Below are 24,079 nucleotides of genomic sequence, written 5' to 3'. Positions count from 1 at the left end.
CGGACGTTACCGGCGGGCTCCCGTCCGCGCCGCCCCCGATCGTGGTTCCGCTGCCTTGCCGCGTGGACGTTCGGTGCTCACTACCAGGGCCACCCCGGCGACGATGACCGCCCCGCCGAGCAGCACCTGCGGCGTGATCGGCTCGGCCACGAACAACGCGCCGAGCGCCACCGCGACCGCCGGGTTCACGTACGCGTACGTCGACACCAACGAGATGGGCGCGCTCTGCAGCAGCCAGACGTACGCCGTGAAGGCCACCAGCGATCCGGCCACCATGAGGTAGCCCAGCGCCAACCAGGAGCGGGCGCTGACGGCCGACGGGTGGAAGTCGCTCAGTTCACCCCGGCCGGCGGCGACCACGGCCAGGGCCAGCGCTCCGGCCGCCATCTCGTACACGGTCGCCACGAACGGGTCGGCGGGCATTCCGATCCGTCCCGACAGGAACGACCCGAAGGACCAGGCGGCGGCTCCCGCCACCACCGTCAGCGCACCGACCAGTGGCACCGCATCCGAGGTACCGGCCGGCAGCACCAGCAGCACCAGACCGACGAAGCCCACGGTGACCCCGGCGAAGGTCCAGAGCGGCGGTCGGTCGCCGGTGACCGACCGCAGCAGCACCACGAGCAGGGGCACGGTCGCCACCAGCAGGGCGGCGACGCCGGAGGGCAGCGCCACCCCGGGCGGCCCGGACTCGGCGAGCACCACCAGCCCGTTGCCGCCGGCGAGCAGGAGCACACCGACGAGCGCGGCCGAGCCGAGCTGTCGAGGCCGCACGCGGAGCGCGCCCGGCCCTCGGCGCAACCGCAGCACCACCGCCAGCACCAGACCGGCCACCGCGAACCGCATCGTGGCGGACAGCAGCGGCGGCAGCGTCTCCACCGTGATCCGGATGGCCAGATAGGTGGAGCCCCACAGCAGGTAGACCACGATCAACGCGGTCCAGACCAGGCTTGGCGCGGCGTCGGCGCGGCGGCCGGATGCGGCGGCGGCGCTCGGTGGAGGTGAGCTCATCGGTGGACCACGCTACGGTGACCTCGGAGTCGGCGTCGCGCTTTGGTGGCCGGCCTCTCACCACTTGTGCAGGAGGGCGGCATGACGAACTACGGACCACCGGGTGAGGGCTACGGACGCCCGTGGCGTGGGCAACGCCCCGACGAGACGCCCAACCGGCCGCCGCAGCAGCCCTATCCGCCGGCCGCGGAGCCCTATCCGCCGGCGGTCCAGCCCTACCCGGTGGCGTCGCAGCGGCCCGGACCCTACGGCGACGGCCCGTACGGCGGCGCACCGGCGGCGCCCTATGAGGGCGGCCAGTACGGAGGCGGCCAGTACGGAGGCGGCCAGCACGGAGGCGGCCAGCACGGGGGCGGCCAGCACGGGGGCGGCCAGCACGGAGGCGGCCAGTACGGGGGCGGGACGGGGACGCCGTACGGCGGCGGGGCCTCGGAGCCCTACGGCGGCGCGTACCCGACCGTCGACGGGAACCCGGCTTACGGCCCCGGGCCCTACCAGCCCGACGGTGACGGCCCCGAATCCGGGCCGCCGAGGCGCGGACGGGGACCGCTGATCGCGGTGCTGGCGGTCGTTCTGCTGCTGGTGGTGGCCGGCGGCGCGTACTGGTTCCTGCGGGGATCGGACGATCCGGCGCCGACCACGGCCGCGCCAAGCGGCTCGGCCGCCGCGGCGGAGCCCACCGCCGGTGTGACCGAACCGGACGAGCCGGCGCCGAGCGCCGCGGCGCCGGAGTCGTCGGCCGATCCGCGGTTCGTCAAGGTCGGGCAGTGTGTACGCAACGACGGCGTGTCGGGCGGCAAGCCCAAGCTGCTGATCAGCGGCTGCGCGCCGAAGTCGTACGAGGTGCTACGCCGCGTCGACGGCGCGACCAGCGGTGAACGCGACGCCGAGGCCAAGTGCGCCAAGGTCGAGGGCTACACGAACTGGTACTTCTTCGATAGCGAGCTGGACACTCTCGACTTCGTGCTCTGCCTCAAGCAGCGCTGACCACCCACCCTGGGGATGACATGACGACCTACGGACCACCGGGTTCCGGGCAGCCGGACGACCCGTACCAGCGTCCGCCGACCGGCCCCGGCGGCCCGCCACCGGTCGATCCGACGCTCCCGCAGTGGGGGCCACCACCTGAGCCCTCGCAGTGGGCTCCGCCGCAGCAGCCGGCGCAGTGGAACGCTCCGCCGCAGCAGCCGACGGAGTGGAACGCTCCACCGGGCCAGCCGGCGCAGTGGAACGCTCCGCCGCAGCAGCCGACGCAGTGGAACGCTCCGCCGGGGCCGTTCCCGCCCGCCCCCGGTCAGCCGGGAGCACCGTTGGGCCCGCCGCCGCCCGGCGCGTACCCGATGCCGCCCGCCGCCCCCGCCGGTCGCAACGGCCGCAAGGTCGCCCTGATCGTGGGGTTGGTCGTGTTGCTTCTGCTCTGCCCCTGCCTCGGTCTCGTCGGCTGGGCGGCCTGGCGGATCGCCGACTCCGACAGCGACGTCACGCCCGTGCCGTCGGCGAGCGCGCCGGTCGTTCCTCCCGGCCTACCCAGCGATGCGCCGAGCCAGGTCGCGCCGTCGCAGGACGAGGAGGAGGAGTTCGCCAAGGGCGACTGCGTGGTCAACGACGGCAGCGAGGACGACGCGGAGCTGCGCAAGGTGCCGTGCGGCCCGAACACCTACCAGGTGCTGCTGCGGATCCCGGCGACCACCGACGGGGACCGGTGCGAGACGCTCGCCCCGCAGGCGACCGCGAACTACGTACACGACAACTCGATCGACCTGTTCGACTACGTGCTCTGCCTGAAGAAGCAGTAGACGATTCCCGAAACTAGGGCTGTCTAGCGTGGACGCTAGACAGCCCTAGTTTTGTCTCGACGACCCCGACACGCCGTAGCCTCATCTATCCATATCTAGCTTCCCAGCTAGAGGGCCCGATATTCTGCGATGCGTGGATCCGGTCCGCAACCCGTACGCCCCCGGCGCCGGTCAGCGCCCACCCGAACTCGCCGGACGGGGGCGCGAGCTGGACGTGTTCGACATCGTGCTGGAACGCATCGCCCGCGGCCGGCCCGAGCGCAGCCTCATGCTCACCGGGCTGCGCGGCGTCGGCAAGACCGTCCTGCTCAACACCCTGCGGTCACAGGCGATCAACCGGCTGTGGGGCACCGGCAAGATCGAGGCTCGTCCGGACCAGTCACTGCGCCGCCCGGTCGCCGCCGCGCTGCACATGGCGGTCCGCGAACTCGCCCCACGCCACCGCGCCCCAGACCGGATCGACGCCTTCCTCGGGGTGCTCAAGGCGTTCGCCCAGCGGTCCACGCCGACAGGCCGCGGGGCCACGCCCAAGCTGCGCGACCGGTGGCAACCCGGCATCGACGTACCCGCCGCCAGTGGCCGGGCCGACTCCGGCGACATCGAGATCGACCTGGTCGAGCTGTTCAGCGACGCCGCCGACGTGGCCAGCGACGTCGGCACCGGCATCGCGCTCTTCATCGACGAGATGCAGGACGTCGGGCCGGAGGACGTCTCGGCGCTCTGCGCCGCCTGCCACGAGCTGTCCCAGATCGGCGCCCCACTGATCGTCGTCGGCGCCGGGCTGCCCCACCTACCGGCCGTGCTCAGCGCCGCCAAGTCGTACTCCGAGCGGCTCTTCCGCTACCAGCGCATCGACCGGCTCGACCGGATCGCCGCCGACCAGGCGCTCTGCGCGCCGGCCGAGCGCGAGGAGGTGGAGTACGAGCAGAAGGCGCTCGACCTGCTCTACGAGAAGTCCGGCGGCTACCCGTACTTCGTCCAGGCGTACGGAAAGGCGACCTGGGACCACGCGCCGCGGTCGCCGATCACCGCGGCGGACGTCCGGGTCGCCGCGCCCGAAGCCGAGGCCGAACTGGCGGTCGGGTTCTTCGGCTCCCGGTTCGAGCGGGCCACCCCGGCCGAGCGTGAGTACATGCGGGCGATGGCCACGCTGTCCCTGGTGGAGGGCGAAGCCAGCGGGACGGTACGCGACGACATGGACGCCGCCGTGCCCACCGCCGAGATCGCCCGCGCCCTCGGCCGCAAGCCGGCCAGCCTCTCCCCGGCCCGGGACGCGCTGATCAAGAAGGGGCTCATCTACTCCGGCGAGCGGGGCACGGTGGCCTTCACCGTTCCACACTTCGGCCGCTACCTGCGCACCCAGCCGGCCTGACCCCGCGACCGGTCGGCCCGACGGGCGCGGTGGCGGGCCGGCGAGTCAGACCTGGGACCAGGGCGCGGGGAAGACGACCTCGCCGCGCGGCGGCGGGCCCTCCTCGCTGGTGGACGGCGGCAGCACCAGCGCCTGCCAGGGTTCACCCAGACCGGCCCACGGGCTGCTGAGACCCAGCTCGGTGGCCGGCCCGAAGCCGAAGCGCCGGTAGAAGGCCGGGTCACCGAGCACCACGACCACCCGCTCACCCAGTTCGGTGGCGGCGTCCAGGGCGGCCTGCACCACCGCGCTGCCGTGTCCGACCCGCTGTCGGTGCGGCGCCACGGCCACCGGTCCGAGTGCCAGGGCCGGCACCACGGCACCGCGTTCGGGCCGTACCCGGACCCGGGTGAGCAGCGCGTATCCGACGATTTCCCCGCCGTACTCGGCGACCATGGCCAGTTCGGGCAGCCAGGCGTCGGTGCCGCGCAGGTCGTCGACCAGTCCCACCTCCGGCGGCGTCTGCACGTCCGGGCGGGCGAACGCCGAGGCCAGCACCCGTCGCACCGGGCCGGCGTCGGCCGGGTTCTCGGGGCGGAGCCGCAGCGTCGTCACCCGCGCGACCTTACCCGTCACGCCCCGTCCATCAGCGATGGTCGCTCGATTCGGCGTGGCGCGCGCGGCCGCGGATCGATCCGGATCCGCCGGTTGACCGGGTAGTAAACGCCGCGAGGGGGTATGACTGATCCATGACGCCCGTACGCTCCCTCGCCCGCGCCATGCTGAGCGGCATCTTCGTGATCCAGGGATACCGCAACCTCCGCAACCCGCACCGCCTGGCGGAGACCGCCAAGCCGGTGACCGACAAGGTCGCGCCGTTGCTGCAGAAGGCGCACCCGAAGTTCCCCACCGACACCGAGTCGTTGATCCGGCTCAACGCGGCGACGCAGGTCGGGGCGGGGCTGATGTTGGCCACCGGGCGGTTCAGCCGGCCCGCCGCGCTGGTCCTCGCCGGCACCCTGGTGCCCGTGACCATCGCCGGGCATCCGTTCTGGAAGAACGACGACCCGATCGCCAAGAACAACAACCAGATCCACACCCTCAAGAACCTCGGGCTCCTCGGCGGTCTCCTCCTCGCGGCCGTCGACACCGAGGGCAAGCCCGGCGTGCGCTGGCGTACGGGTCACCGCATCGGCCACTCTCGACGTTCCATGCAGCGGGCGGTGCGCACCGCCCGTCGCGAGGCGCGGATCGCCGTCCGGTCGGCGGCCACCGCGCGTCGACTCCCAGGCTGACCTGCCTCGATGCCTCTCGTTGTCACCCCCACCCCCCGCTAAGGCCGCGAATTACCTGAACCACCCGGTAGGCGTTAACGCGGTGGAAATGTCAAAAACATGTGTGGGATCGGACACGGTCGCATAACGCGGGAGGCATTGACGTGAGGCGCCGTTCTAGGCTCCGTGCAGGACCTGGACGGGTAGGACGACCTTGGTACGGGGGTGGCCACGCCATGCCGACGACTGTCGGTAGACGGGCGGACCGCCTCGCCCCAGTTCAGCGCATGACCCGGGGGATCGATCGCAGGAATGTCGTGCGGGGCGCCGTCGTGGTCGCCGTCGCCTACGCCGCGTGGCTCGCCATCGGCGAGTTCGGGCGGCCGTACAACTTCTTCGATATGAAGATCTACCATGGCGCGGTGGTGTGGTGGGCGAGCGGTCACGAGCTCTACGAGTTCATCGCGCCCGGCACCACGCTCGGTTTCACCTACCCGCCGTTCGCCGGACTCGTCATGTTGCCGATGGCACAGTTGCCGATCGGCGCGGCCGGGATGGTCAACGCGCTCGCCAGCATCGCCGCGCTGGCCCTGGTGCTGGCCGGGCTGCTGCGCCCCATCGTGGACCGGTTGGCGTGGCCACTGTGGTTCACCGTGGCCCTGGCCGTCCCGCTGGCCGTCGCCATCGAGCCCAGCCGCGAGACCCTGGGCTACGGCCAGGTCAACCTCCTGCTCTTCGCCCTGATCATGGCGGACCTCATCGGGCTGCGGTGGCGCTCCCGCCGGGGCACCCACTACGCCGCGACCGACGGTCCGCTGCTGCGCTTCGTCTACGGTGGCGCCTGGGCGGGCGCCGGCATCGGCCTGGCCACCGCCGTCAAGCTCACCCCGGCGCTGTTCATCGCCTATCTGCTGATCACTCGGCAGTGGCGGGTGGCGGCCACCGCGATCGGCACGGCGATCGGCGTGACCATCGGTACCTTCGCGATCGTCGGCGACGAATCACGTACCTACTTCGGCAGCGTGCTCTGGCAGACCGAGCGCGTCGGCGCGGCCGACATGACGCCGAACCAGTCGCTCGCCGGCCTGCTGGCCCGCCTGTACGACTCGATCGAGACACCCGGCCTGCTCTGGCTCGCCTTCTCGGTGCTGATCCTGGCGCTGGGCCTGTCCCGGGCGGCCAGTTCACGCGCCGAGGGCGACGAGCTGACCGCGTTCACGCTTGTCGGACTGACCGCCAACGTGATCAGCCCGATCTCCTGGACGCACCACCTCGTCTGGGTGATCCCGGCGATCATCGTGCTGGCCGACGCCGCCGTACGCCGCCGCGAGGCCAGCCGGGGTCTCCCGCAGCGCACCGGCCAGGGGCCGGCGTTCGGTGGCCTGAGCGGCCTGAACGCCCTTCGCCCGCCGATCTGGTATCCCACGCTGACCGGGCTCCGGCACGGCGTCGCCGCTGTCGGGCTCTACCTGCTGTTCCTCATCTCCCCCATCTGGCCGTACGAGCACCAGTTGCCGGAGGTGTCGCACTACCAGGACGGCCTGTTCGGGGCGCTGATGGAGAACTCGCTGGCTCTCGCCCTGATCGTGCTGGTCGCGGCCCTGCCCTGGCGGCCCGGCGCTGAGCCGGCCTTCTACGGGGAACGACTCGCCCGAGCAGTGGTGGTGAACGGCCGCCGCTAGGGTCTGTTTCAGAAGAACTGGCCGGCCTAGGGCTCTGGCCCGGTCAGGGGCAGTTGACCCACTCCTCGGTGCCGTCGGCGAAGACCTGCCGCTTCCAGATGGGCAAGCGGGCCTTGGCCTCGTCGACCAGTCGGGCACACGCGGTGAAGGCGGCGGCGCGGTGCGCCGTGCTCACCGCGGCGACCAGCGCCACGTCACCGATGGCCAACGGGCCGACCCGGTGCGAGACCGCCACCGCGTAGACGTCGGGGTCGGCCGCGATCTCGGCGGCGACCTCGCGCAGCACCTGCGCGGCGCTCGGGTGTCCCTCGTAGTCCAGGCTCACCACCGCACGCCCGTGGTCGTGGTCGCGGACGACGCCCTGGAAGGAGACGACCGCGCCGGCCCGACGGTCGGCGACCGCCGCCTCGTGGGCGGCGAGGTCCAGGGGCCGGTCGGTGACCTCGACGACGGTGATCGCCGGCGCGGTCACGACGCCCGCTCCCCGGGCAGCAACGGCAGCGGCACGATCGGCACCCGGTCACCCTGCGCACCGCTGGTGCCCGGTCGGATGACAGCGAACCCGTCGGCGCCCGCGAGGCCGCGCAGCATCGCCGAACCGACGTGCCGCACCGGGTACGCCGTGCCGGCGGTCCGGTCCAGCCGAACCAGCGCCAGGTGGGTGTGGTCACCGCGCCCGGGCACCGCCTCGGCCAACGTGGCGTGCGGCAACACCGGCATCGAGCGACCCGCGAGGCCGGCGAGCAGCGGCGCGACCAGTGACACCAGCGCGACGATGGCGGACTGCGGATTGCCCGGCAGGCCGGCGACGAACCGGACCCGCCCGTCCGGATCGGCCAGCCGGGCCAACAACATCGGGAAGCCCGGCCGGACCGCCACCGTGTTGACCACGTAGTCGGCGCCCAGCGCCTCCAGGGTGGGGTGCAGATGGTCCACCGGACCGTGCATCGTGCCGCCGGTGGTGCAGACCAGGTCGGCGGTGGTCAGCGCCGTACGCAGCGCCGCCACGTGCGCGGGCAGCGTGTCCGCCACCGGCCCCACCACGTCCGAGGGGCGGACGTGGCACCCGTACCGCCGCAGCCACGCCGGCACCGCTGGGCCCAGCGCGTCCCGCACCCGACCCGCCGCGGGCGGACCCGCCGTCAGCAACTCGTCGCCGAAGACCAGCAGCGCGGCGCGCGGCGCGCGCCGGACCCGCAGCGTGTCGTGGCCGCAGGAGGCGGCCAGGCCGATCACCGCCGGGTCGACCGGCGTGCCGACGGGCAGGAGCTCCTCATCGGCGTACGCCTCCTCGCCCGGCTGCCGCCACTCCGGCGTGCGCCGGGGCGTTCCGCTGACCAGACCGTCGGCGACGGTTGACTCCTCGACGCGCAGCACGGCGCTGGCGCCCTCCGGGACCATCGCTCCGGTCGCGATCTCGACGGTGGTGCCGTCGTCGGTGAGCGGCCCGGGAGTGTTGCCGGCCAGTACCCGGCCGACGATCCGCCACGGCCCGTCGCCCCGGACGGCCCAGCCGTCCACGCTGGAGGTCGGAAACGCGGGTAGGTCGGTGCGGGTGGTCAGGGGCTCGGCCAGGGTCAGTCCGTCGGTGTCGACCAGCGGCCGGGCGACGGCGGGCAGCGCGGCGGCCAGGCCTACCGCGTACACCCGGGACCGCGCCTCCTCCCACCCGGCCGGCGGGGGCGCGGCGACCTGGGCCACCGTTGGTGTGGTTTCCGTTCGCACCGACCGAGCCTATCGGCACGGACGGACAGCCGGCGCGCTCTGACGACGCGAGACGGGTTGCGGGCCGTTCGGTGATCGCTGCGGCGCGGCTGGCTGGGCAGGTTCCGCGCGTGCGGTCAGTGGTCGCCGCCGCGCAGTTGGTCGACGGTGTGGCTGAGGATCGGCCCCAGCACGGCGAGGCCGTCGCGGGCGCCGCCCGTCGAACCGGGCAGGTTGACCACCAGCATCCGGCCGGCCACCCCGGCCAGCCCTCGGGACAGCACCGAGGTGGGCACTCGCTCCCGACTGTGCGACCGGATCGCCTCGGCGATGCCGGGGATCTCGTAGTCCAGCAGGGCCCGGGTCACGTCCGGCGTCCGGTCGGACGGCGTGACGCCGGTGCCACCGCTGGTCAATACCACGTCGACACCGTCGCTGACGGCCTCCCGCAGGGCGTCGCCGACGGGCTCACCGTCGGGCACCACCACCGGATCGTCCACCTGACAGCCCAACTCACGCAGGCCCGCGACGAGCAGCGGACCGCTGGTGTCGGCGTAGACGCCGGCCGCCGCCCGGTTGGACGCCACGATCACCCGGGCCCGGATCACGGCCGGTCCTCCGGCCGCACCCACTCGCCGGTCTTGCCGCCCTCCTTGCGCAGCACCCGGACCGCCTCGACCGAGGCCGCCGGGTCGACCGCCTTGACCATGTCGACAAGCGCGAGGCCGGCGACCGCGACGGCGGTGAGCGCCTCCATCTCGACTCCCGTCCGGTCCGCCGTGCGGGCGGTGGCGGTGATCTCCACGGTGTCGGTCGTCAGCCGCAGGTCGACGGTGACGCCGTGCAGGGCGATCGGGTGGCAGAGCGGGATCAGCTCCGGGGTGCGTTTGGCCCCCATGATTCCGGCGAGCCGGCCCACCGCCAGCGCGTCGCCCTTGGGCAACCCGTCCCGGTGTAGCAGGTCGACGACCTCTTCGGTGGTGCGCAGACGGCCCGCCGCGACGGCCAGCCGCCCGGTCACCGCCTTGCCGGAGACATCGACCATGCGGGCCGCGCCGGCACGGTCGACGTGGCTGAGCTGCGCGGGTTCGGTCACGGCGCTGAGCCTATCGGGGCGGTACGACGCTCGGACGCTCGGAAGGGGTGACGGCACAGCGGCTCGCCGGGTGCGACGGCGCCTCCACTGGATCGTCACCCCTTCCTGGCCCGACCCGTCACCGGAGTCGCTGGGGGGTGACCCGGTGACGGGCGTGTCTCGACGACCTGGTTCTGCCCAGGGGCAGAACCTCCCCCGTTCGTCGATACGTGGGAGAAGCTACCGAGCCCGGCGATAAGAAATCGATAAGCGACGTGTGGGCAGGTCAGCGACCTGTCTCGTCGTCCAGCCCGGCGAGGCGACGCTCCACGTCGAGGCGTTCCGGCACACCCATCCGGCGGAAGATGGCGAGCGCCCGTTCCCAGTGCCGCCGAGCCTCGGCCGGATCGATGCTGGCGAAGTGTTCGCCCAGCCCAGCCAGCGCCCGTCCCTGCTCGTGCGGGTGGGCGATCCGGGTCGCCAACCGCAGCGCCTCACGGTGCGTCTCGGCTGCCTCGCGGTCCCGCCCACGTGCCCGCAACGTGCTGCCCAGCTCGTTCAACGCCGCCGCCTCGACGTGCCGTTCGCTCGAACCGACCGCCAGGCTGCGGGCCAACTCGTGCTCGTGTTGCGCCTCCGCCAAACGACCCAGACCGCGATAGGCGACACCGAGGTCCAGGCGTACCTCCGCTTCTCCGTAGCGGTGGCCGGTACGGTCGCGAAGCGCCAGCGAAGCCCTGAGGATCCTGATCGCCTGGGGGAGGTCCCCCTTACGCGCGCGTACCGCCCCGATATGGCTGAGGGCGTTGAGCACGTGGAACTCGCTCGAAGTCGTCCGGGCCCAGGCCAGATGACGGCGATGCATCCACAGCGCCTCTTCGTAACGACCCAGTGACATCAGGGCGAGACCGACATTCGCTAACGCCATCGGTGCCCCGACATTGCCGTAGCCCCGGTAGTCACGCAGACGTTCCTTACCGAGCGCCACAGCTTCGCTGAGATGACCGCTCCAGTAATAGACGGGGGCAAGATTGGCCTGGTAGCGAGCCGTACCCAGCCTGTCCCGCGATTCCTTGGAAAGCTCGACCGCGCGGGTCAGATGTTCGAGCGCCCTCCGATTGTCGCCGGTCTTGACGTAAGCGGATGCAAGGTAATTGTGCATCAGCGCCGTCGGCTCGGTGTCGCCCGTCGCCTCGGCCGCAGCCAGCCCATGCTGGTGCGTCGTGACGATGTCCTCGAAGTACCCGCGGATGTAGCAGAATCGCCACAGGGCGCGGGCCAGTCGCCAAGCGTGTTGATGAAAGCCCGACTCATGGGCTGACACCACCATCGTCACCAACTCCGCCCGTTCCGCCTCCAACCACTCGGCACTCGGCTCGCCGAGGGTCTCGAGCAGTTCGGGTCGGTCGAAGGCAAGATGTTCTACCTGGCTTTTGATGACGACCGGCTCGATGGTCTCGGCGATCCGCAGTGCCGCCTCCAGGGCGAAGCCGAACAGTTGGGCCATGGCCGACCTGCGGTCCTGCGGGGAATCGAGGCGAATGCACAGCTCGACCGAGTACTGACGCATCAGGTCGTGTAAGCCGTACTGCCCCGACTTCAGGTCCTGGGCGAGGTGTCGGTCCGTGAGGTCGTCGAGAGCGGCATGAGCTTGTGCCACCGTCAGTCCGGTAAGCGCCGCGACCGTCGTTGAGCTGAAGCGATTACCGGGATACAGGCCCAGAAATCGAAAGACCCGCTTCGTCGACTCGGGAAGAGGTTCGTACGAGGTGGCGAACGCACCGGTGACGGTGGTGTTCTCTCCGCCCAGATGAGGAAGAACCGACGTGGCGGTGGCCATCTGTGCCGCGAGATCCGCCAACCGCCAACCGGGCCGGTGAGCCAGTCGGGCTCCCGCCAGGCGAATCGCCAGCGGAAGGTGGCCGCACCGCCGGACCACCTCGACGGCCGCTGCCGGCTCGGCGTCGATCCGTTCCCGCCCCACGCTCAGCGCCAACAGGTCGACGCCCTCTTCGGGCGACATGACCGGCAGGGACTGAGACGTTCCGAGATCAGGATGGGTGAGACGTCGTCGTGACGTGACCAGGACGACGGCGGTCGGCTCGATCGGCAGGAGGGGAAGGATCTGGTCGCTGCTGGCGGCATTGTCCAAAATGATCACCGACCTGCGGAGGGCCAGCTCGCGTCGCCAGAGTTCCGTCCTGTCGTCCAGGTCAACCGGTATCCGCTCGGACGGCACTCCGAGCTGGCGAAGCAGGACGACCAGGGCCGACGCCGGTCCCACCAGTTCCTTCTCGCCATGCCCGCGCAGGTCGACGTACAAGCGGGCGTTCGGGTACCGGTCGCTCAGTCGACGGGCCAGGTGCACGGCGAGGGTCGTCTTGCCGCTGCCGGCCATCCCGTCGATGAGGTGCACGGCCGGGACGCGGTCCTCGACACGCCGCGTCTCCGCCAGTAATCGTGCCACCGCGGCCTCGCGACCGACGAAGTCGGTGACCGAACGGGGCAGATGATCCACCGTGGCGACCACGGGTCTTGGCGGGGCCGTCGGGTGTCCCGCCGTCCCCGGGGCGGACGTCACCAGCCGTCCCAACCGGGCTTCGCGGTCGGCGACGACGACGGATGCCAACTTCGGCGTCTCGGCGACGATCAGGCCGCGGAGTTCTTCGAGGTTGTTTCCCGGGCTCACGCCCAACTCCGTGACCAGTTGCCGACGAATCTCGTCGTACACGACAAGCGCCTCGGCGCTGTCACCGCGTTCGTGCAGGGCCCGCATGAGCAGGAGGTACGTCGGTTCCCGGAGCGGATGGCGAGCAGCCACCTCCCGCAACGACGGAATCGCGAGATCGTCCCGCCCGGACCGCAGGTGCACCTCGGCGAGGAGTTCCACCGCCAGTAGCCGCTCCTCCTCGACCGCTACGGTTCGAGCCGTCAGGACGGGGCCGAGCGGTAGGCCGGCGAGCATGGAGCCCTGCCACCGGGCCAACGCACGGCCCAGTAGTTCTGACGCCCGCGCCAGGTCGCCGGCGCCCAGAGCGTTCCGGCCCGCGTAGAGCTCCTTCTGGAAGCGGAAGACATCGATCACATCCGGTCGCACGGTGAGTCGATAGCCGTTCCCCTGCCGTACGAGAGTCGCGTCCGCGAGCGCCAACGTCTCGAACTCCCGGCGAAGATTTGCCGCGTAGGTCCGCACATTCGCTACGGCGGATCGCGGAGGGCGCTCCACCCACAGCTCGTCTATGAGATCGGTCAGCGTCACCAACTGGCCCGGTTGAACAGCGAGCATCGCGAAGACTACCCGTTGTTTCGGTGTGCCCAGGTGCAACTTGTGGTCAGCAAGCAGCACCTCCACGTCACCGAGCAGGTTGATCTTCAACCGTTCCCCCGAATTCACATCCATCGGTGTTTAGCTGATCACACTGGGAAAGGCTATCGGCGTCCACAATTCGGAACAGCCCCTCGACCAGACCCCCCAAACCCACACCGAACAGGCAAGAAAGACCAGATTCTGCCCGACCGGATTGAGCCTGAACCCGAACTGACGGATAGGCCGTCCGCACACCGTCGCCAGACTAGGGAGGAGGTGGCAACGCCGATAGCCTCTCAGCAGGGCGCAAGCTGCGAACCGCCAGTGCAGTACGACCGCGCTCCGCTCAGGCGGCATGGACAGACCGTCACAAAGCTCGCCAGCTTGGCTAATGTTGCGTATACCGACATTTATTGCTACTAAAACCGCGTAGCTCCTCTTAGGCTCCCCGTCACGAGAACGGTTCCGGAATACGGAAACGGCCGGACGAGTGGAGGGGGCATGCAATGCGCGGCAGCGACTGGTACTGACATCCGGGTGACACTGAGCGGTAAGCTCCCGTCGTCAACAGGTAACTGTCGGCGACGACGGGAGCTTCATGGGCCAGGGGTCACCGCAGAGTCCCAGGACAGATCGGCAGCTTCTGCTGCTCGTCGGTCTCATCGTCGTCATGGCAATCGTCCCCACAGTCGTCGCCGGGGCCGACGTGTCGACCCGTCCGCCCGACTCCGTGGGCGACGGCGCGACGTTCGTGGCGCTGACCTTCATGACTGCGCTCGGCACAATCGTCATGGCGCCTATCCGTATCCGCTCCACCACCCACGCCATCACCTGGGTCGAGACGGCGATCGTGATAGGGCTCGCCGTCGCACCACCCTCCTGGGTGGTCCTGGCAACGGGCGCCGGCGTCGGTGTGGGGTCGGTAATCATGAAGCTGCCAACGATCAAGGCAGCTTTCGCAGTCAGCAAGAACATCCTGGTGGCCGGTGGGGCGGGCGTCGCCACCGTGGCCGTCCACTGGCAGTGGCCGTCCGCCGGCGTGGTCGAACTGGCCTCCCTGCTCGGTGTGATCTACCTGGTAGCGGCGCTGCTCGACGATCTGCTGGCGATCCCGGTGATCGCGCTGGCTACCAGCACGCCCATTTCGCGGCAGTTCCTGAACAACCTTGACCTCCGCATCGCCGGCTTCGGCGTGCGCTTCATCGTCGCCTTCTGCACGCTCCTCATCCTCCGGGAAGATCCCCGACTGCTGCTCGCTGTCCCGCCACTGATGTTGAGCCTGCACCTCGCCTACTCCGCACGTATCCGGGGTCGCACCGAACAGCAGGCGTGGCAGCGACTCGCCCGCACCACCGACGCGCTCAACGTGGTCGACCTGGACAACGTCCTCACCACGGCCGTCACCCAGGCCGCCGAACTGTTCTCCGCCGACGAGGTCGAGATCGAGCTCCGCGACGGTGGTCGCACCGTCCGGGGCGCCACCGGTGGCATCACCTTCGACGGGCCGACCGACACAGCCACCGAGGTGGACGGCACCGTCGTGCCCACTCCGCTGGAGGGCCACGACCGCTCCGTCGACATCGGCGTCCTGCGCCTACGCTTCCGTGGGCCGGTGCGGCTGTCCGAGCGGGAGCAGTACACGCTGCGGACCTTCGCCTCGGCGCTCTGCACGGCGGTCCGTAACGCACAGGCGTACGCCGAGCTGGCCCGGGTGGCCGACGAGCACGCGTACGCCGCCGCGCACGACGCCCTCACCGGCCTCGCGAACCGGCGGCAGTTGCTCGATCAGGGCACCGAGCAGCTCAGTGCCCGGCACGCCGACGGGGTGACCGCTCTCGTGCTGATCGACCTCAACCACTTCAAGGAGGTCAACGACACCCTCGGCCACGCTGCCGGCGACCAGGTGCTGGTCCAGGTCGCCGACCGGCTGCGCGGGGCCGCCCAGGCGAGCGACCTGGTGGCCCGCCTCGGCGGCGACGAGTTCGCCGTACTCCTGCGCGGGCTGCCGGCGCCGGCGGTGGCCGCGCACCGGGCCGACACGCTGCTGGCTGCCCTGCACGAGCCGTTCGAGCTGGACGGGATGCGGATCAGCGTCGAGGCCAGCGGCGGGATCTCCGTGGCCCCGGCCAGCGGTGGCATGGCCGAGCTGCTGCGCCGCGCGGACGTGGCGATGTACCAGGCGAAGCGGGCCGGGCAGCGGATCTCCACGTACGCGCCGACCCGGGACACCGCCGACCTGAACCGCCTCACCCTCGGCGGTGACCTGCCCCGCGCGGTCGCTGACCACGAGTTCATCGTCAACTTCCAACCCATCGTCGACCTGGGCACCGGCGAGGTGACCAGCGCCGAGGCGCTGGCCCGCTGGCACCACCCCACCCACGGGCTGATCGACCCGCTGCGCTTCCTGGAGGCGGTGGAACGCTCGGGAATGCTGCCAGCCTTCGCCGAGGCCATCCTCGACCAGGCACTGATGGCCGCCGCCGACTGGCGTGACGCCGGCTTCGACGTGCCGGTGGCGGTCAACGTCTCGCCGCGCAGCCTGCTCGACGCGCGCTTCCCCGGCTCGGTACTGGCCCGGCTGCGCGCCCACGACCTGCCGCCTGAGCGGCTGGTGCTGGAGCTGACCGAGACGTTGACGCTCAGCCAACTCGACGTGGTCGACCGGGTCCTCAGCCGGCTGCGCGACGAGGGCGTCCGGTTGGCGCTGGACGACTTCGGCACCGGCTACTCCTCCCTCTCGCTGCTCTCCCGGATACCCGTGCACGAGTTGAAGATCGACCGCAGCTTCGTCACGACCATGGAGAGTTCGGCCGAGGCCGCGGCCGTCATCCGCTCCACCCTCGACCTGGGCCGCAGCCTCAACCTTGCGGTGGTCGCCGAAGGCGTGGAGAGCGAACCGCAGCGGCGGGCCCTCTGGGAGCTGGGCTGCTCGGCCGGTCAGGGCCACCTGTTCGCCCGACCGATGCCCGCCGGGACCCTGCTCGCCACGATGCAGCGAGGCTCGGGGGGCCAACCCGGGACGCTGGCGCCGCCGCTGCACGACACCGGCGCGGTGATCCGCCTCAACCAGACCCGCCGCCAGGCCGGTCGCTCCCGCCCGGACCGCCACCTCCCGGCCTGACCGGGCACCTGCGCACCGACCAGGCTGCGGCCGGACGGCCAGCTGGGTGAGCAGCGAGATCTGCCAGACTGGCGGCCGTGACCGCCGACGCCCCGACCGCCCTTCACCAGCGCTGGCGGACGCTCGACACCGCCGCCGGCGGACTCGTCCTCGACCTGGGTCTCTACACCGTGTCGGCCCTGTTCGCGGCGATCACCGTGAGCACGTCGACCCTCCTGCCGCACCGGGCCTGGGGTGCCGTCGCCGCCGTCGGCTACCTGGTCGCGACGATGGCGGTGATCGTCCAACTCGTGCTGCGCCGACGCAGCCCCCGGCTGGCCGGCCTCGCCTCCCGCTGGGTGGTGACGGGTTTCGCCTGGGTGACCACCGCACTGGTACCCGTGCTCTGGCAGAGCATCGAACGGGCCAACGGACGCACCGACCGGGCCCAGGAGGAAGTGCTGGTCGTCGAGCAGGCCGGCATCCGACTGCTCGACCATGCCACGCCGTACCTCGGTCGGGACGCGATCGCCGCCCTGCCGCCCGGTGAGCAACTGCTCGGATACACGCCGTACCAGCCGGGCATGGCGATGTTCGGCCTGCCCCGAGCCCTCGTCGACGTCTGGTGGACCGACGCCCGGGTGTGGTTCGCGCTGGGCACCGCGCTGGCGCTCGCCCTGGCCGTGGTCGCGCTGCGCGCCGCGCAAGCCACCCTCGACGCGAAACAGCGGCGGGACGCCGCCCTGCTGCGGGGAGTGCAGGCCGCCACCGTCCTGCCCGTCTGCGCGCTGACCCTGGCCACCGGCGGCGACGACCTACCCGTACTCGCGCTCTGCCTGCTCGCCCTCGCGCTCGCCGCCGCCGGACGGCCGGGCCGGGCCGGTCTCGCGGTCGGCCTGGCCGGCGCGCTGAAGCTGTTCGCCTGGCCGATCGCCCTGGTCCTGATCGTCTGGGGTCTGACCCGGCGAGCCGGCGCCCGGGTCGCGGCCGGCGCGATCGGGCTACCCGTGCTCGCCCTGCTCCCGGCGTTGCTCGTCGACCGCGGGGCCCTCACCGAGAACGTGCTGCGCTTTCCCCTCGGCCACGGCCTGGTCACCAGCCCGGCGCAGTCTCCGTTCCCCGGCCACCTGATCGCCACCACCCTGCCGGGAGGCCGGCTGATCGCCGCCACCCTCCTGGTCGCGGCCGGCGCGGCCATCGCCGTCCGGCTCGCGCGACGCCCGCCCGGCACCGCCGCGACCGTCGCTTCGATCTGCGGGTACGGGCTACTCGCCGCCATCGCCCTCATGCCCTCCACCCGGTTCGGTTACCTGCTCTACCCGGTGGCGCTGCTCGTCTGGGCACCCGCGGTGCACCGCCCGGAGTCCGCACCCACCACCCCGACGCCCGAGCACCTGCCCGGTCGGGCCACATCGGCGTAACCGGCGGGCGAAACGACGTCGCACGGCGTACACCTGAGGGCATGACCACCTACCGCGACCGCGCCGAGGCGGGCCGGGTGCTCGCCGAACGGCTCACCGCCCTGGTCGGTGACCCGGACGCCGTCGTCCTCGGCCTGGTCCGCGGCGGCGTACCGGTGGCCCAGGTCGTCGCCGAACGGCTCGGCGTCCCCCTCGACGTGCTGGTCGTCCGCAAGCTCGGCATGCCCTGGGCGCGGGAGGTCGCCTTCGGCGCGCTCGGCCCCGGTGGCGTGCAGGTGCTCAACGACGCGATCGCCAGCCGCCTCGGCAGCAGCGACATCGCCGAGGTCAGCCACCGCGAACAGGTCGAGTTGGAGCGCCGCGAGCGGCTCTACCGGGGCGGTCGCCCACCGCTGGACCTCACCGGACGCGTCGCCGTGATCGTCGACGACGGTCTGGCCACCGGCGCGACCGCCCGTGCCGCCGTCGAGGTCGCCCGCCGGCTCGGCGCCCGCCGCGTCGTGGTGGCTGTGCCGGTCGGCGCCCAGGAGGCGTACGAGCTGCTGGCCGCCGAAGCCGACCAGGTCATCTGCGCCCAACGCCCGCCGGAGTTCGGCTCGGTGAGCGTCTACTACGACGACTTCCACGAGGTCTCCGACGACGAAGTCATCGCGGCGCTCACAGCAATCGCTTAGGTCGACCGGGTACCGTCGGGTGATGAGTGACCTCATCTGTCCCAAGTGTCGCGGCGAGATGCGCCAGTACGAGCGCAGCGGCGTCGTCATCGACCAGTGTGGCGAGTGCCGGGGCATCTTCCTCGATCGCGGCGAGCTCGAGAAGCTGTTCGAGGCAGAGGCCAACTGGAGTCGCCAACAGGCCGGGCCGACCGCGCCGGCCCAGCAGCCGGGCGGTTACGCGCCCCCACCGCCGCCGCCCGCCCAGCACCAGCCCGGTTACGGCGCCGTCCCGCCACCGCCGCCCCCGCCGCCCGCGCACGGCTACCCGCCGGCGCCTGCCTATGGCCACCAGCAGCAGCAGCACTACGGCTACCACGGCCACTACCGGCACAAGAAGCGCAAGAGCTTCCTCGACGAGATGTTCGGCTGAGCCCAGCCGAGTCTTCCTGCCCGGGTCGATCCACGTCGACCCGGGCAACGCCGCGAGTGATTGGCTGACCCGGCGGTCCGTGCGAGGCTGCATCGCATGACCGCCACCCGGCACGACGAGGCCCTCGCCGAGGCGTACGACGGCATCACCGCAGTGGTCGACGCCCTCGACGACGCTGACCTGCAACGGGCCACCCGATGCCAGGGCTGGCTCGTCGCCGACCTGCTCCTGCACGTGCTCGGCGACGCCCAGCGGGCACTGGTGGCCCTGGCCAGCCCGGTCGACGGTCCGGCAGACGTGGACGACGTCTCCTACTGGCGGGGCTTCCCGGGCGGCGACGAACAGGCAGCCCGGCACGCCTGGTGGATCCGGCGGTCGGCGTCCGCCTTCGACCGGCCGACGGCCATCGTCCGGCTGTGGCGGGAGACCGCCCCGGCGGCGGTCCGCGCCGCCGGGTTCGCGGACCCCGAGGGGTACGTGACCACACAGGGCCACGTGCTGCGCGTACCCGATCTCCTGGCGACCCTGACCACCGAGGCCGTGGTGCACCACCTGGACCTCACGGTGGAGCTGCCGGCCGCGCCGCCGCCCGGACCGCTGGCGGTGCGCGTGGCGGTGTCCACAATGGATGGCCTGTTGAGCGACGACGCCGTACGCCCTGCCGGGTGGGATGACCAGGAGTTCCTGCTGAAGGCGACCGGCCGGCTGCCGCTCACCGACCGGGACCGGCTGGAGTTGGGCGAGGCGGCGGGCTGGTTCCCTCTGCTGGGGTGACGTAATGCACCGTGGACACATGGATTCTTCAACCGACCTGCTGCCGAAGATCGGTGCGCCGGCCACCCGCGCCTTGCACAACGCCGGTTACACGACTCTGCGCGAGTTGGCCGGGGTGCCCCGTAAGGAGCTGGCCGCACTGCACGGCATGGGCCCGAAGGCGCTCGACATCATCCAGGCCGCTCTTGAGAAGCACGACCTCAGCCTGGGGTGATGCCTGTCTCCAGCCGTTGCCTCGGGCGATTCGGCCGGCGGCGGATTGGCGAGCCGTACGGCGCCCCGCGGACGCCGATCATCCGATGGCCATGTCCACGAATCGCGAGAGGTGCAGTTGGGCTGCGACCGTCACCGTGTCGGTCGGGCCATTTCGATGCTTGGCAACGATGAAGTCCGCTTCGCCCGCCCGCGGTGACTCCTTGTCGTAGTAATCGTCGCGATGCAGCAGGATGACAACGTCTGCATCCTGCTCAATTGAACCCGATTCACGCAAATCGGACAACTGTGGACGCTTGTCGGTGCGCTGCTCCGGGCCACGGTTGAGCTGGCTGACCGCGATGACGGGGCACTCGACCTCCTTGGCCAGCAGCTTGAGGCCACGGGAGAGGTCGGCGACCTCCTGCTGGCGGCTTTCGGTGCGTTTGGGCGAGGTCATCAGCTGGAGGTAGTCGACCACGATCATCTTGAGGTCGTGCCGCTGCTTGAGTCGGCGGGCCTTCGCGCGAATCTCCATCAGGTTCATGCTGGGCGTGTCGTCGACGAACAACGGCGCTTCGCTGATCTCACCCATGCAGCGGGCCAGCTTGGTCCAGTCGTCGTCGGAGAGCTGCCCGCTGCGCAGCACGTGCAGCGGCACCCGCGCCTCGGCCGAGAGCAGTCGCATGACGATCTCGACCTTGCTCATTTCCAGCGAGAAGATGGCAGCGGCCTGGTTGGCGCGAATGGCGGCATTTCGGGCAAAGTCCATACTCGCCGTAGATTTTCCCAAACCGGGCCGCCCGGCCACAATGATCAACTGCCCCGCGTGCAGGCCGTTGAGCAGCCGGTCCAGGTCGCTGAAGCCGGTCGGCACGCCCGTCATCACGCCGCCCTGCGCGCCCACCGCCTCGATCTCGTCCAGCGTCGGCTGGAGCATGTCGGCCAGGATCGCGAAGTCCTCGCTGACCCGGCGTTCGGTGACGTCGTAGACGGCCTGCTGGGCGAGGTCCACGACGTCGTCGACGTCGCGGCTGCCGCCGCTGGCGGTGCCGTAGCCCAGCTGCACGATCTTGGTGCCGGCCTCGACGAGCCGACGCAGCACGGCACGCTCGCTGACGATGCGGGCGTAGTACGAGGCGTTGGCGGCGGTGGGAACGCTGGCGATGAGGGTGTGCAGATAGGGAGCGCCACCGATGCGGGCCAGGTCGCCCGAGTCGGTCAGGGCGGCGGCCACGGTGATCGGGTCTGCCGGCTCACCCCGGCCGTAGATGTCGAGGATGGTGTCGAAGATGGTGGCGTGCACCGGCCGGTAGAAGTCGTTGGTCTTGAGGATCTCGACGACGTCGGCGATGGCGTCCTTGGAGAGCAACATGCCGCCGAGGACGCACTGCTCGGCAGCGACGTCCTGGGGTGGAGTCTTGTCGAACTGGCCGTCCCGCTGCACGGGTGGCTGGCCGTTGCCGGACCGGGCCTCCGCCCGCATGTCGTCGGTGACCGACACCGGTCCCCCCTCCACTGCGTCGGATCCGTCCCAGCATTACCGCCCGGGTACGACAGTTCTCCCGACCGGAACCGGTCGATCGGGGGCCATCGCGCCGGCGGTCGAGGGCCAACCATACGGACCCCGAGGTCAGCGACTCAACAAGCACGGTGGACGAGCCTCGGGACAACCTGTGGACGCCGGTGGGCGAGCATGTGCGCAGGGTGTGCACAGCCTGTGGACAACCGCTGGGGAATTCTCGGCCGCAGGTCGTTGACCTGGCGATATGCGGTCCCCACCCTGTGGAGGAGAATATTTCGGTCGGTTCTTTTACACGATCTTCCCGTACTATCTCCAGCGAACGGCTACACCTGGACAGCGGATCACGCTTTGGGTTCAGAAGGGTCACACTCCGGCCGTGAGTTACCGGGACTGGGGACGCGGGGAGGGCAGCCCGCGGGAGCGTCCGTCAACCGCCTCGTGGGGTCAGCCCGCGCTGCCCGCTCCGGCCGATCCGTACGACGAGGACGCGCCCTACCGCACCTCCAGTCGGCGGCGTGCGCGGGACCGTGGGCAGGACGAGCCGGTCGACGCCTACCTGCCGCGGTGGGCGCTGGAATCGGGGGTCCAGCGTGCCGACGGTGGTGGACGACACGCCGCGCCCGACGAGGCACAGGACGAGGTGGAGCCGGAGCGTCCGAGCTCCGGCGCCGGTTGGCGCAGCGCCGAGACGACGGGCAGACGCTGGGCTGACGCGAGCGGTCGGCGCGAGCAGCGGGCGATCGGTGCGAGCGGTCGGCGCGAGCAGCCGGCGATCGGGGCGGGTGGTCGGCGCGAGCAGCCAGCGATCGGCGCGGGCCCCGAATCGGACCACACCCGGGAGTGGACGCTCGACCGTCCCCAGGAGCAGGGCTATGCGGGCCGCCGACGCGCCGACTCGGCGGAGGAGGAGCCGGTCTCCGGTGCGGCCGCCGACCGTCGTCCCCGTCGTGCGCCGGCCGGTCGTCCGCAGGTGATCTGGTCCGGTGGGGACCTGGAGGCCGGCCCGGCCGAGGCGACGTCCCGCCCGGAGGTGAGCCGACCGACGCGGCGCAGCCGGCGCGCGGCGGAGGAGTCGTGGACTCGTCCGGCGGTCGATCCCTGGGAACGCGGGTCGGAGCGGCCGGCGGAGCCGGATCCGTCGTACGCGCCCGCGGTGGACCCGTGGGACGCGTCGGGCGTGCACGCGTGGCCGCCGCCCGGCCCGGACACCACGGACCTGAGCGGGCAGTGGTCGCAGGGGGAGAGTGTCGGTGGTTGGGAGCGGTCGGACCGCACCGGCCAGTGGGAGCGGTCTGCGGTCGAGGACGACCAGTGGGACCGGACGCTGCCACCCCGCTCGGATCGACTGACGGAGGGATGGCCGAGCCGGGACAGCGGTTTCTGGCCCGGTACGCGGTTGTCCGGTGACGATCCGCGCTGGATGGACACCACGACGACGTCGGCGCCTCGGTCGCCGGTGGTGGGTTACACCGCCCCGCGACCGCGTAGTGCGCCCGTACCCCCTTCCGGCACCGTGCGTCGGGCGGACCGGTCGCCGGTCGGTACGGCGGCGGTGCGGCGGCGGGTCGAGTCGGTGGCGGCGGGCGGCTGGGCGCGGCGTCTGGAGGATGACCTCCTCGACCCTGATCCCGGTGGGTCGGTCCGGCCGCTGCTGTACACCACCGCCTGCTACGTGGTGCCGGCCGTGCTGATCTTCCTGTGGTTGCTGACGCTGGACGGGCAGGCGCCCGCCGGTTGTGTCACCGACATCTCCGGGGGTGGCTGCGACTCCGCACGGTCCCGTGCGTTGGAGTCGTTGCTCGCCGGTTCCCCGCGTTTCGGGTTGGCGCTGGTGAGCAGCCTGGTGGTGGCTGCGCTGCTGCGGCGGGTCGGCACGACGTGGCGGTCGGCGACGATCGCGCTCGCCGCGGCGGTGGTCGGTGGTGGTCTGTCCACGGTGCTGATCAGCGCGGTGACCGGTCAACCGATCGGCTGAGGCTGGCGAGCCGGATCACTTGTGGCGTATGCGCGAAGGCCCGCACCGATCGCTCGGTGCGGGCCTTCGTCGTGGTCCAGCGGGTCGTCAGCCCTGAACGACGTTCAGGTTGAACGACGCGGTGACCTCGGGGTGCAGCTTGATCTTCACCGGGTAGGTGCCGGTCGACTTGATGTGACCGGGCACCTCCAGCCGACGACGGTCGAGGACCGGACCGCCGGCGCCCTTGACGGCGTCGACGATCTCGGCCGAGGTGACCGAGCCGAAGAGCCGCCCGCCGTCGCCGGCACGGGCCTTCAGGTTGACCTTGAGACCCTCGAGCTGGCCCTTGACCTCGTTGGCGTGGTCGAGGTCGCGGATCTCACGGGCCGAGCGGGCCCGCTTGATGACCGTGACCTGCTTTTCCGCGCCCTTGGTCCAGGCGATCGCGAAGCCCTGCGGCAGCAGGTAGTTACGGCCGAAGCCGTCCTTGACCTCGACGATGTCGCCCGGGGCACCGAGGCCGGACACTTCCTGAGTCAGGATGATCTTCATATCGGTGCCTCCTCTCAGCGGGCCGTTGCGGTGTACGGCAGGAGCGCCATCTCGCGGGCGTTCTTGACCGCGCGGGCGATCTGCCGCTGCTGCTGCGAGGTCACGCCGGTGACCCGCCGAGCGCGGATCTTGCCGCGGTCGGAGATGAACTTGCGCAGCAGCGCCGTGTCCTTGTAATCGATGTAGGTGATCCCGTCCTTGTCGAGCGGGTTCACCTTCTTCTTAGGCTTGCGAAGTGCCGCAGCCTTGGCCATTGACCTTGCTCCTGGTTT

General features: G+C 71.2%; 21 protein-coding genes and 2 pseudogenes. 12 read left to right on the top strand and 11 right to left on the bottom strand.

The window, feature by feature from the left end; all coding sequences use genetic code 11:
- Positions 1-6: 6 nt before the first annotated feature.
- Positions 7-1,011 (bottom strand): EamA family transporter, encoded by a 1,005-nt coding sequence (locus AB0I89_RS25195; protein ID WP_357131413.1) that lies wholly within the window; start codon positions 1,009-1,011, stop codon positions 7-9.
- A gap of 525 nt (positions 1,012-1,536) precedes the next feature.
- Between AB0I89_RS25195 and AB0I89_RS25190 the strand changes: the two are divergent.
- The 3 genes and pseudogenes from AB0I89_RS25190 to AB0I89_RS25180 all read left to right on the top strand — a co-directional run.
- Positions 1,537-1,998 (top strand): annotated as a pseudogene (locus tag AB0I89_RS25190) (flagellar basal body protein FliL); the annotation flags it as partial.
- Between the two features lie 398 nt (positions 1,999-2,396).
- Positions 2,397-2,807, top strand: coding sequence for a hypothetical protein (locus AB0I89_RS25185; protein ID WP_357131809.1), 411 nt, complete (start codon positions 2,397-2,399; stop codon positions 2,805-2,807).
- Between the two features lie 133 nt (positions 2,808-2,940).
- Positions 2,941-4,179 carry an ATP-binding protein gene (locus AB0I89_RS25180; RefSeq protein WP_357131410.1) on the top strand — a complete coding sequence of 413 codons (1,239 nt, stop codon included), beginning with the start codon at positions 2,941-2,943 and terminating at the stop codon, positions 4,177-4,179.
- A gap of 45 nt (positions 4,180-4,224) precedes the next feature.
- Here the strand turns inward: AB0I89_RS25180 and AB0I89_RS25175 are convergent, their stop codons facing one another.
- Positions 4,225-4,773 carry an N-acetyltransferase gene (locus AB0I89_RS25175; protein WP_357131806.1) on the bottom strand — a complete coding sequence of 183 codons (549 nt, stop codon included), beginning with the start codon at positions 4,771-4,773 and terminating at the stop codon, positions 4,225-4,227.
- 134 nt (positions 4,774-4,907) lie between these two features.
- On the opposite strand from AB0I89_RS25175, the gene AB0I89_RS25170 reads away from it, so the two are divergent.
- Both AB0I89_RS25170 and AB0I89_RS25165 read left to right on the top strand, forming a co-directional pair.
- A complete protein-coding gene (locus AB0I89_RS25170) occupies positions 4,908-5,453 on the top strand; it encodes a DoxX family protein (protein ID WP_357131407.1) in 546 nt (181 codons plus the stop codon).
- 215 nt (positions 5,454-5,668) lie between these two features.
- Positions 5,669-7,114 carry a glycosyltransferase 87 family protein gene (locus tag AB0I89_RS25165; protein WP_357131404.1) on the top strand — a complete coding sequence of 482 codons (1,446 nt, stop codon included), beginning with the start codon at positions 5,669-5,671 and terminating at the stop codon, positions 7,112-7,114.
- Between the two features lie 43 nt (positions 7,115-7,157).
- On the opposite strand, the gene AB0I89_RS25160 is transcribed toward AB0I89_RS25165, so the two are convergent.
- The 6 genes and pseudogenes from AB0I89_RS25160 to AB0I89_RS25135 form a co-directional block, all read right to left on the bottom strand.
- On the bottom strand, positions 7,158-7,586 hold the full coding sequence (locus tag AB0I89_RS25160; protein ID WP_355048616.1) for a molybdenum cofactor biosynthesis protein MoaE: 429 nt from the start codon (positions 7,584-7,586) through the stop codon (positions 7,158-7,160).
- Entirely contained in the window at positions 7,583-8,815 is a 1,233-nt protein-coding gene (locus AB0I89_RS25155; RefSeq protein ID WP_357131803.1) for a molybdopterin molybdotransferase MoeA, read from the bottom strand. Before AB0I89_RS25155 ends, AB0I89_RS25160 begins: the two co-directional genes overlap by 4 nt.
- Positions 8,816-8,955: 140 nt before the next feature.
- The gene (locus AB0I89_RS25150) at positions 8,956-9,426 is read right to left on the bottom strand and encodes a MogA/MoaB family molybdenum cofactor biosynthesis protein (protein ID WP_357131399.1); all 471 of its coding nucleotides are present in this window, start codon (positions 9,424-9,426) and stop codon (positions 8,956-8,958) included.
- Positions 9,423-9,914, bottom strand: a complete 492-nt coding sequence (gene moaC / locus AB0I89_RS25145) for a cyclic pyranopterin monophosphate synthase MoaC (protein WP_357131396.1) — start codon at positions 9,912-9,914, stop codon at positions 9,423-9,425. The genes AB0I89_RS25150 and moaC overlap by 4 nt, the downstream gene beginning before the upstream one ends.
- 265 nt (positions 9,915-10,179) lie before the next feature.
- Positions 10,180-12,411 carry a tetratricopeptide repeat protein gene (locus tag AB0I89_RS25140; RefSeq protein ID WP_357131800.1) on the bottom strand — a complete coding sequence of 744 codons (2,232 nt, stop codon included), beginning with the start codon at positions 12,409-12,411 and terminating at the stop codon, positions 10,180-10,182.
- A 198-nt stretch (positions 12,412-12,609) separates the two neighbouring features.
- Positions 12,610-13,179: pseudogene (locus tag AB0I89_RS25135) on the bottom strand (AfsR/SARP family transcriptional regulator); the annotation flags it as partial.
- A gap of 619 nt (positions 13,180-13,798) precedes the next feature.
- Here AB0I89_RS25135 and AB0I89_RS25130 point away from each other — a divergent pair.
- The 6 genes from AB0I89_RS25130 (at position 13,799) to AB0I89_RS25105 (ending at position 19,795) form a co-directional block, all read left to right on the top strand.
- A complete protein-coding gene (locus AB0I89_RS25130) occupies positions 13,799-16,321 on the top strand; it encodes an EAL domain-containing protein (RefSeq protein WP_357131393.1) in 2,523 nt (840 codons plus the stop codon).
- Positions 16,322-16,398: 77 nt separating this feature from the next.
- Positions 16,399-17,721 (top strand): glycosyltransferase 87 family protein, encoded by a 1,323-nt coding sequence (locus AB0I89_RS25125; protein WP_357131390.1) that lies wholly within the window; start codon positions 16,399-16,401, stop codon positions 17,719-17,721.
- Positions 17,722-17,762: 41 nt separating this feature from the next.
- Positions 17,763-18,395: a phosphoribosyltransferase family protein gene (locus AB0I89_RS25120; RefSeq protein WP_357131387.1), complete on the top strand. Its 633-nt coding sequence runs from the start codon at positions 17,763-17,765 to the stop codon at positions 18,393-18,395.
- Positions 18,396-18,417: 22 nt separating this feature from the next.
- A complete protein-coding gene (locus tag AB0I89_RS25115; RefSeq protein ID WP_357131384.1) occupies positions 18,418-18,807 on the top strand; it encodes a zf-TFIIB domain-containing protein in 390 nt (129 codons plus the stop codon).
- Positions 18,808-18,903: 96 nt separating this feature from the next.
- Positions 18,904-19,581 carry a maleylpyruvate isomerase N-terminal domain-containing protein gene (locus AB0I89_RS25110; RefSeq protein WP_357131381.1) on the top strand — a complete coding sequence of 226 codons (678 nt, stop codon included), beginning with the start codon at positions 18,904-18,906 and terminating at the stop codon, positions 19,579-19,581.
- 19 nt (positions 19,582-19,600) lie between these two features.
- On the top strand, positions 19,601-19,795 hold the full coding sequence (locus tag AB0I89_RS25105) for a helix-hairpin-helix domain-containing protein (protein ID WP_357131378.1): 195 nt from the start codon (positions 19,601-19,603) through the stop codon (positions 19,793-19,795).
- A gap of 78 nt (positions 19,796-19,873) precedes the next feature.
- Here AB0I89_RS25105 and dnaB read toward each other — a convergent pair whose 3' ends face one another.
- Positions 19,874-21,277 carry a replicative DNA helicase gene (dnaB, locus tag AB0I89_RS25100; protein ID WP_357131374.1) on the bottom strand — a complete coding sequence of 468 codons (1,404 nt, stop codon included), beginning with the start codon at positions 21,275-21,277 and terminating at the stop codon, positions 19,874-19,876.
- A 397-nt stretch (positions 21,278-21,674) separates the two neighbouring features.
- Here dnaB and AB0I89_RS25095 point away from each other — a divergent pair, with 397 nt between their 5' ends.
- A complete protein-coding gene (locus AB0I89_RS25095; protein WP_357131371.1) occupies positions 21,675-23,273 on the top strand; it encodes a hypothetical protein in 1,599 nt (532 codons plus the stop codon).
- Positions 23,274-23,360: 87 nt separating this feature from the next.
- Here AB0I89_RS25095 and rplI read toward each other — a convergent pair whose 3' ends face one another.
- Both rplI and rpsR read right to left on the bottom strand, forming a co-directional pair.
- Positions 23,361-23,807 carry a 50S ribosomal protein L9 gene (gene rplI, locus AB0I89_RS25090; RefSeq protein ID WP_007453817.1) on the bottom strand — a complete coding sequence of 149 codons (447 nt, stop codon included), beginning with the start codon at positions 23,805-23,807 and terminating at the stop codon, positions 23,361-23,363.
- A gap of 14 nt (positions 23,808-23,821) precedes the next feature.
- The gene (rpsR, locus tag AB0I89_RS25085) at positions 23,822-24,061 is read right to left on the bottom strand and encodes a 30S ribosomal protein S18 (RefSeq protein ID WP_007073789.1); all 240 of its coding nucleotides are present in this window, start codon (positions 24,059-24,061) and stop codon (positions 23,822-23,824) included.
- Positions 24,062-24,079: the final 18 nt, after the last annotated feature.

This window comes from Micromonospora sp. NPDC049801, assembly GCF_040656575.1.
Lineage (GTDB): Bacteria > Actinomycetota > Actinomycetes > Mycobacteriales > Micromonosporaceae > Micromonospora.
Note: the sequence above shows the minus strand (reverse complement) of the source record. Positions and strands in the feature narration are given on the sequence as shown.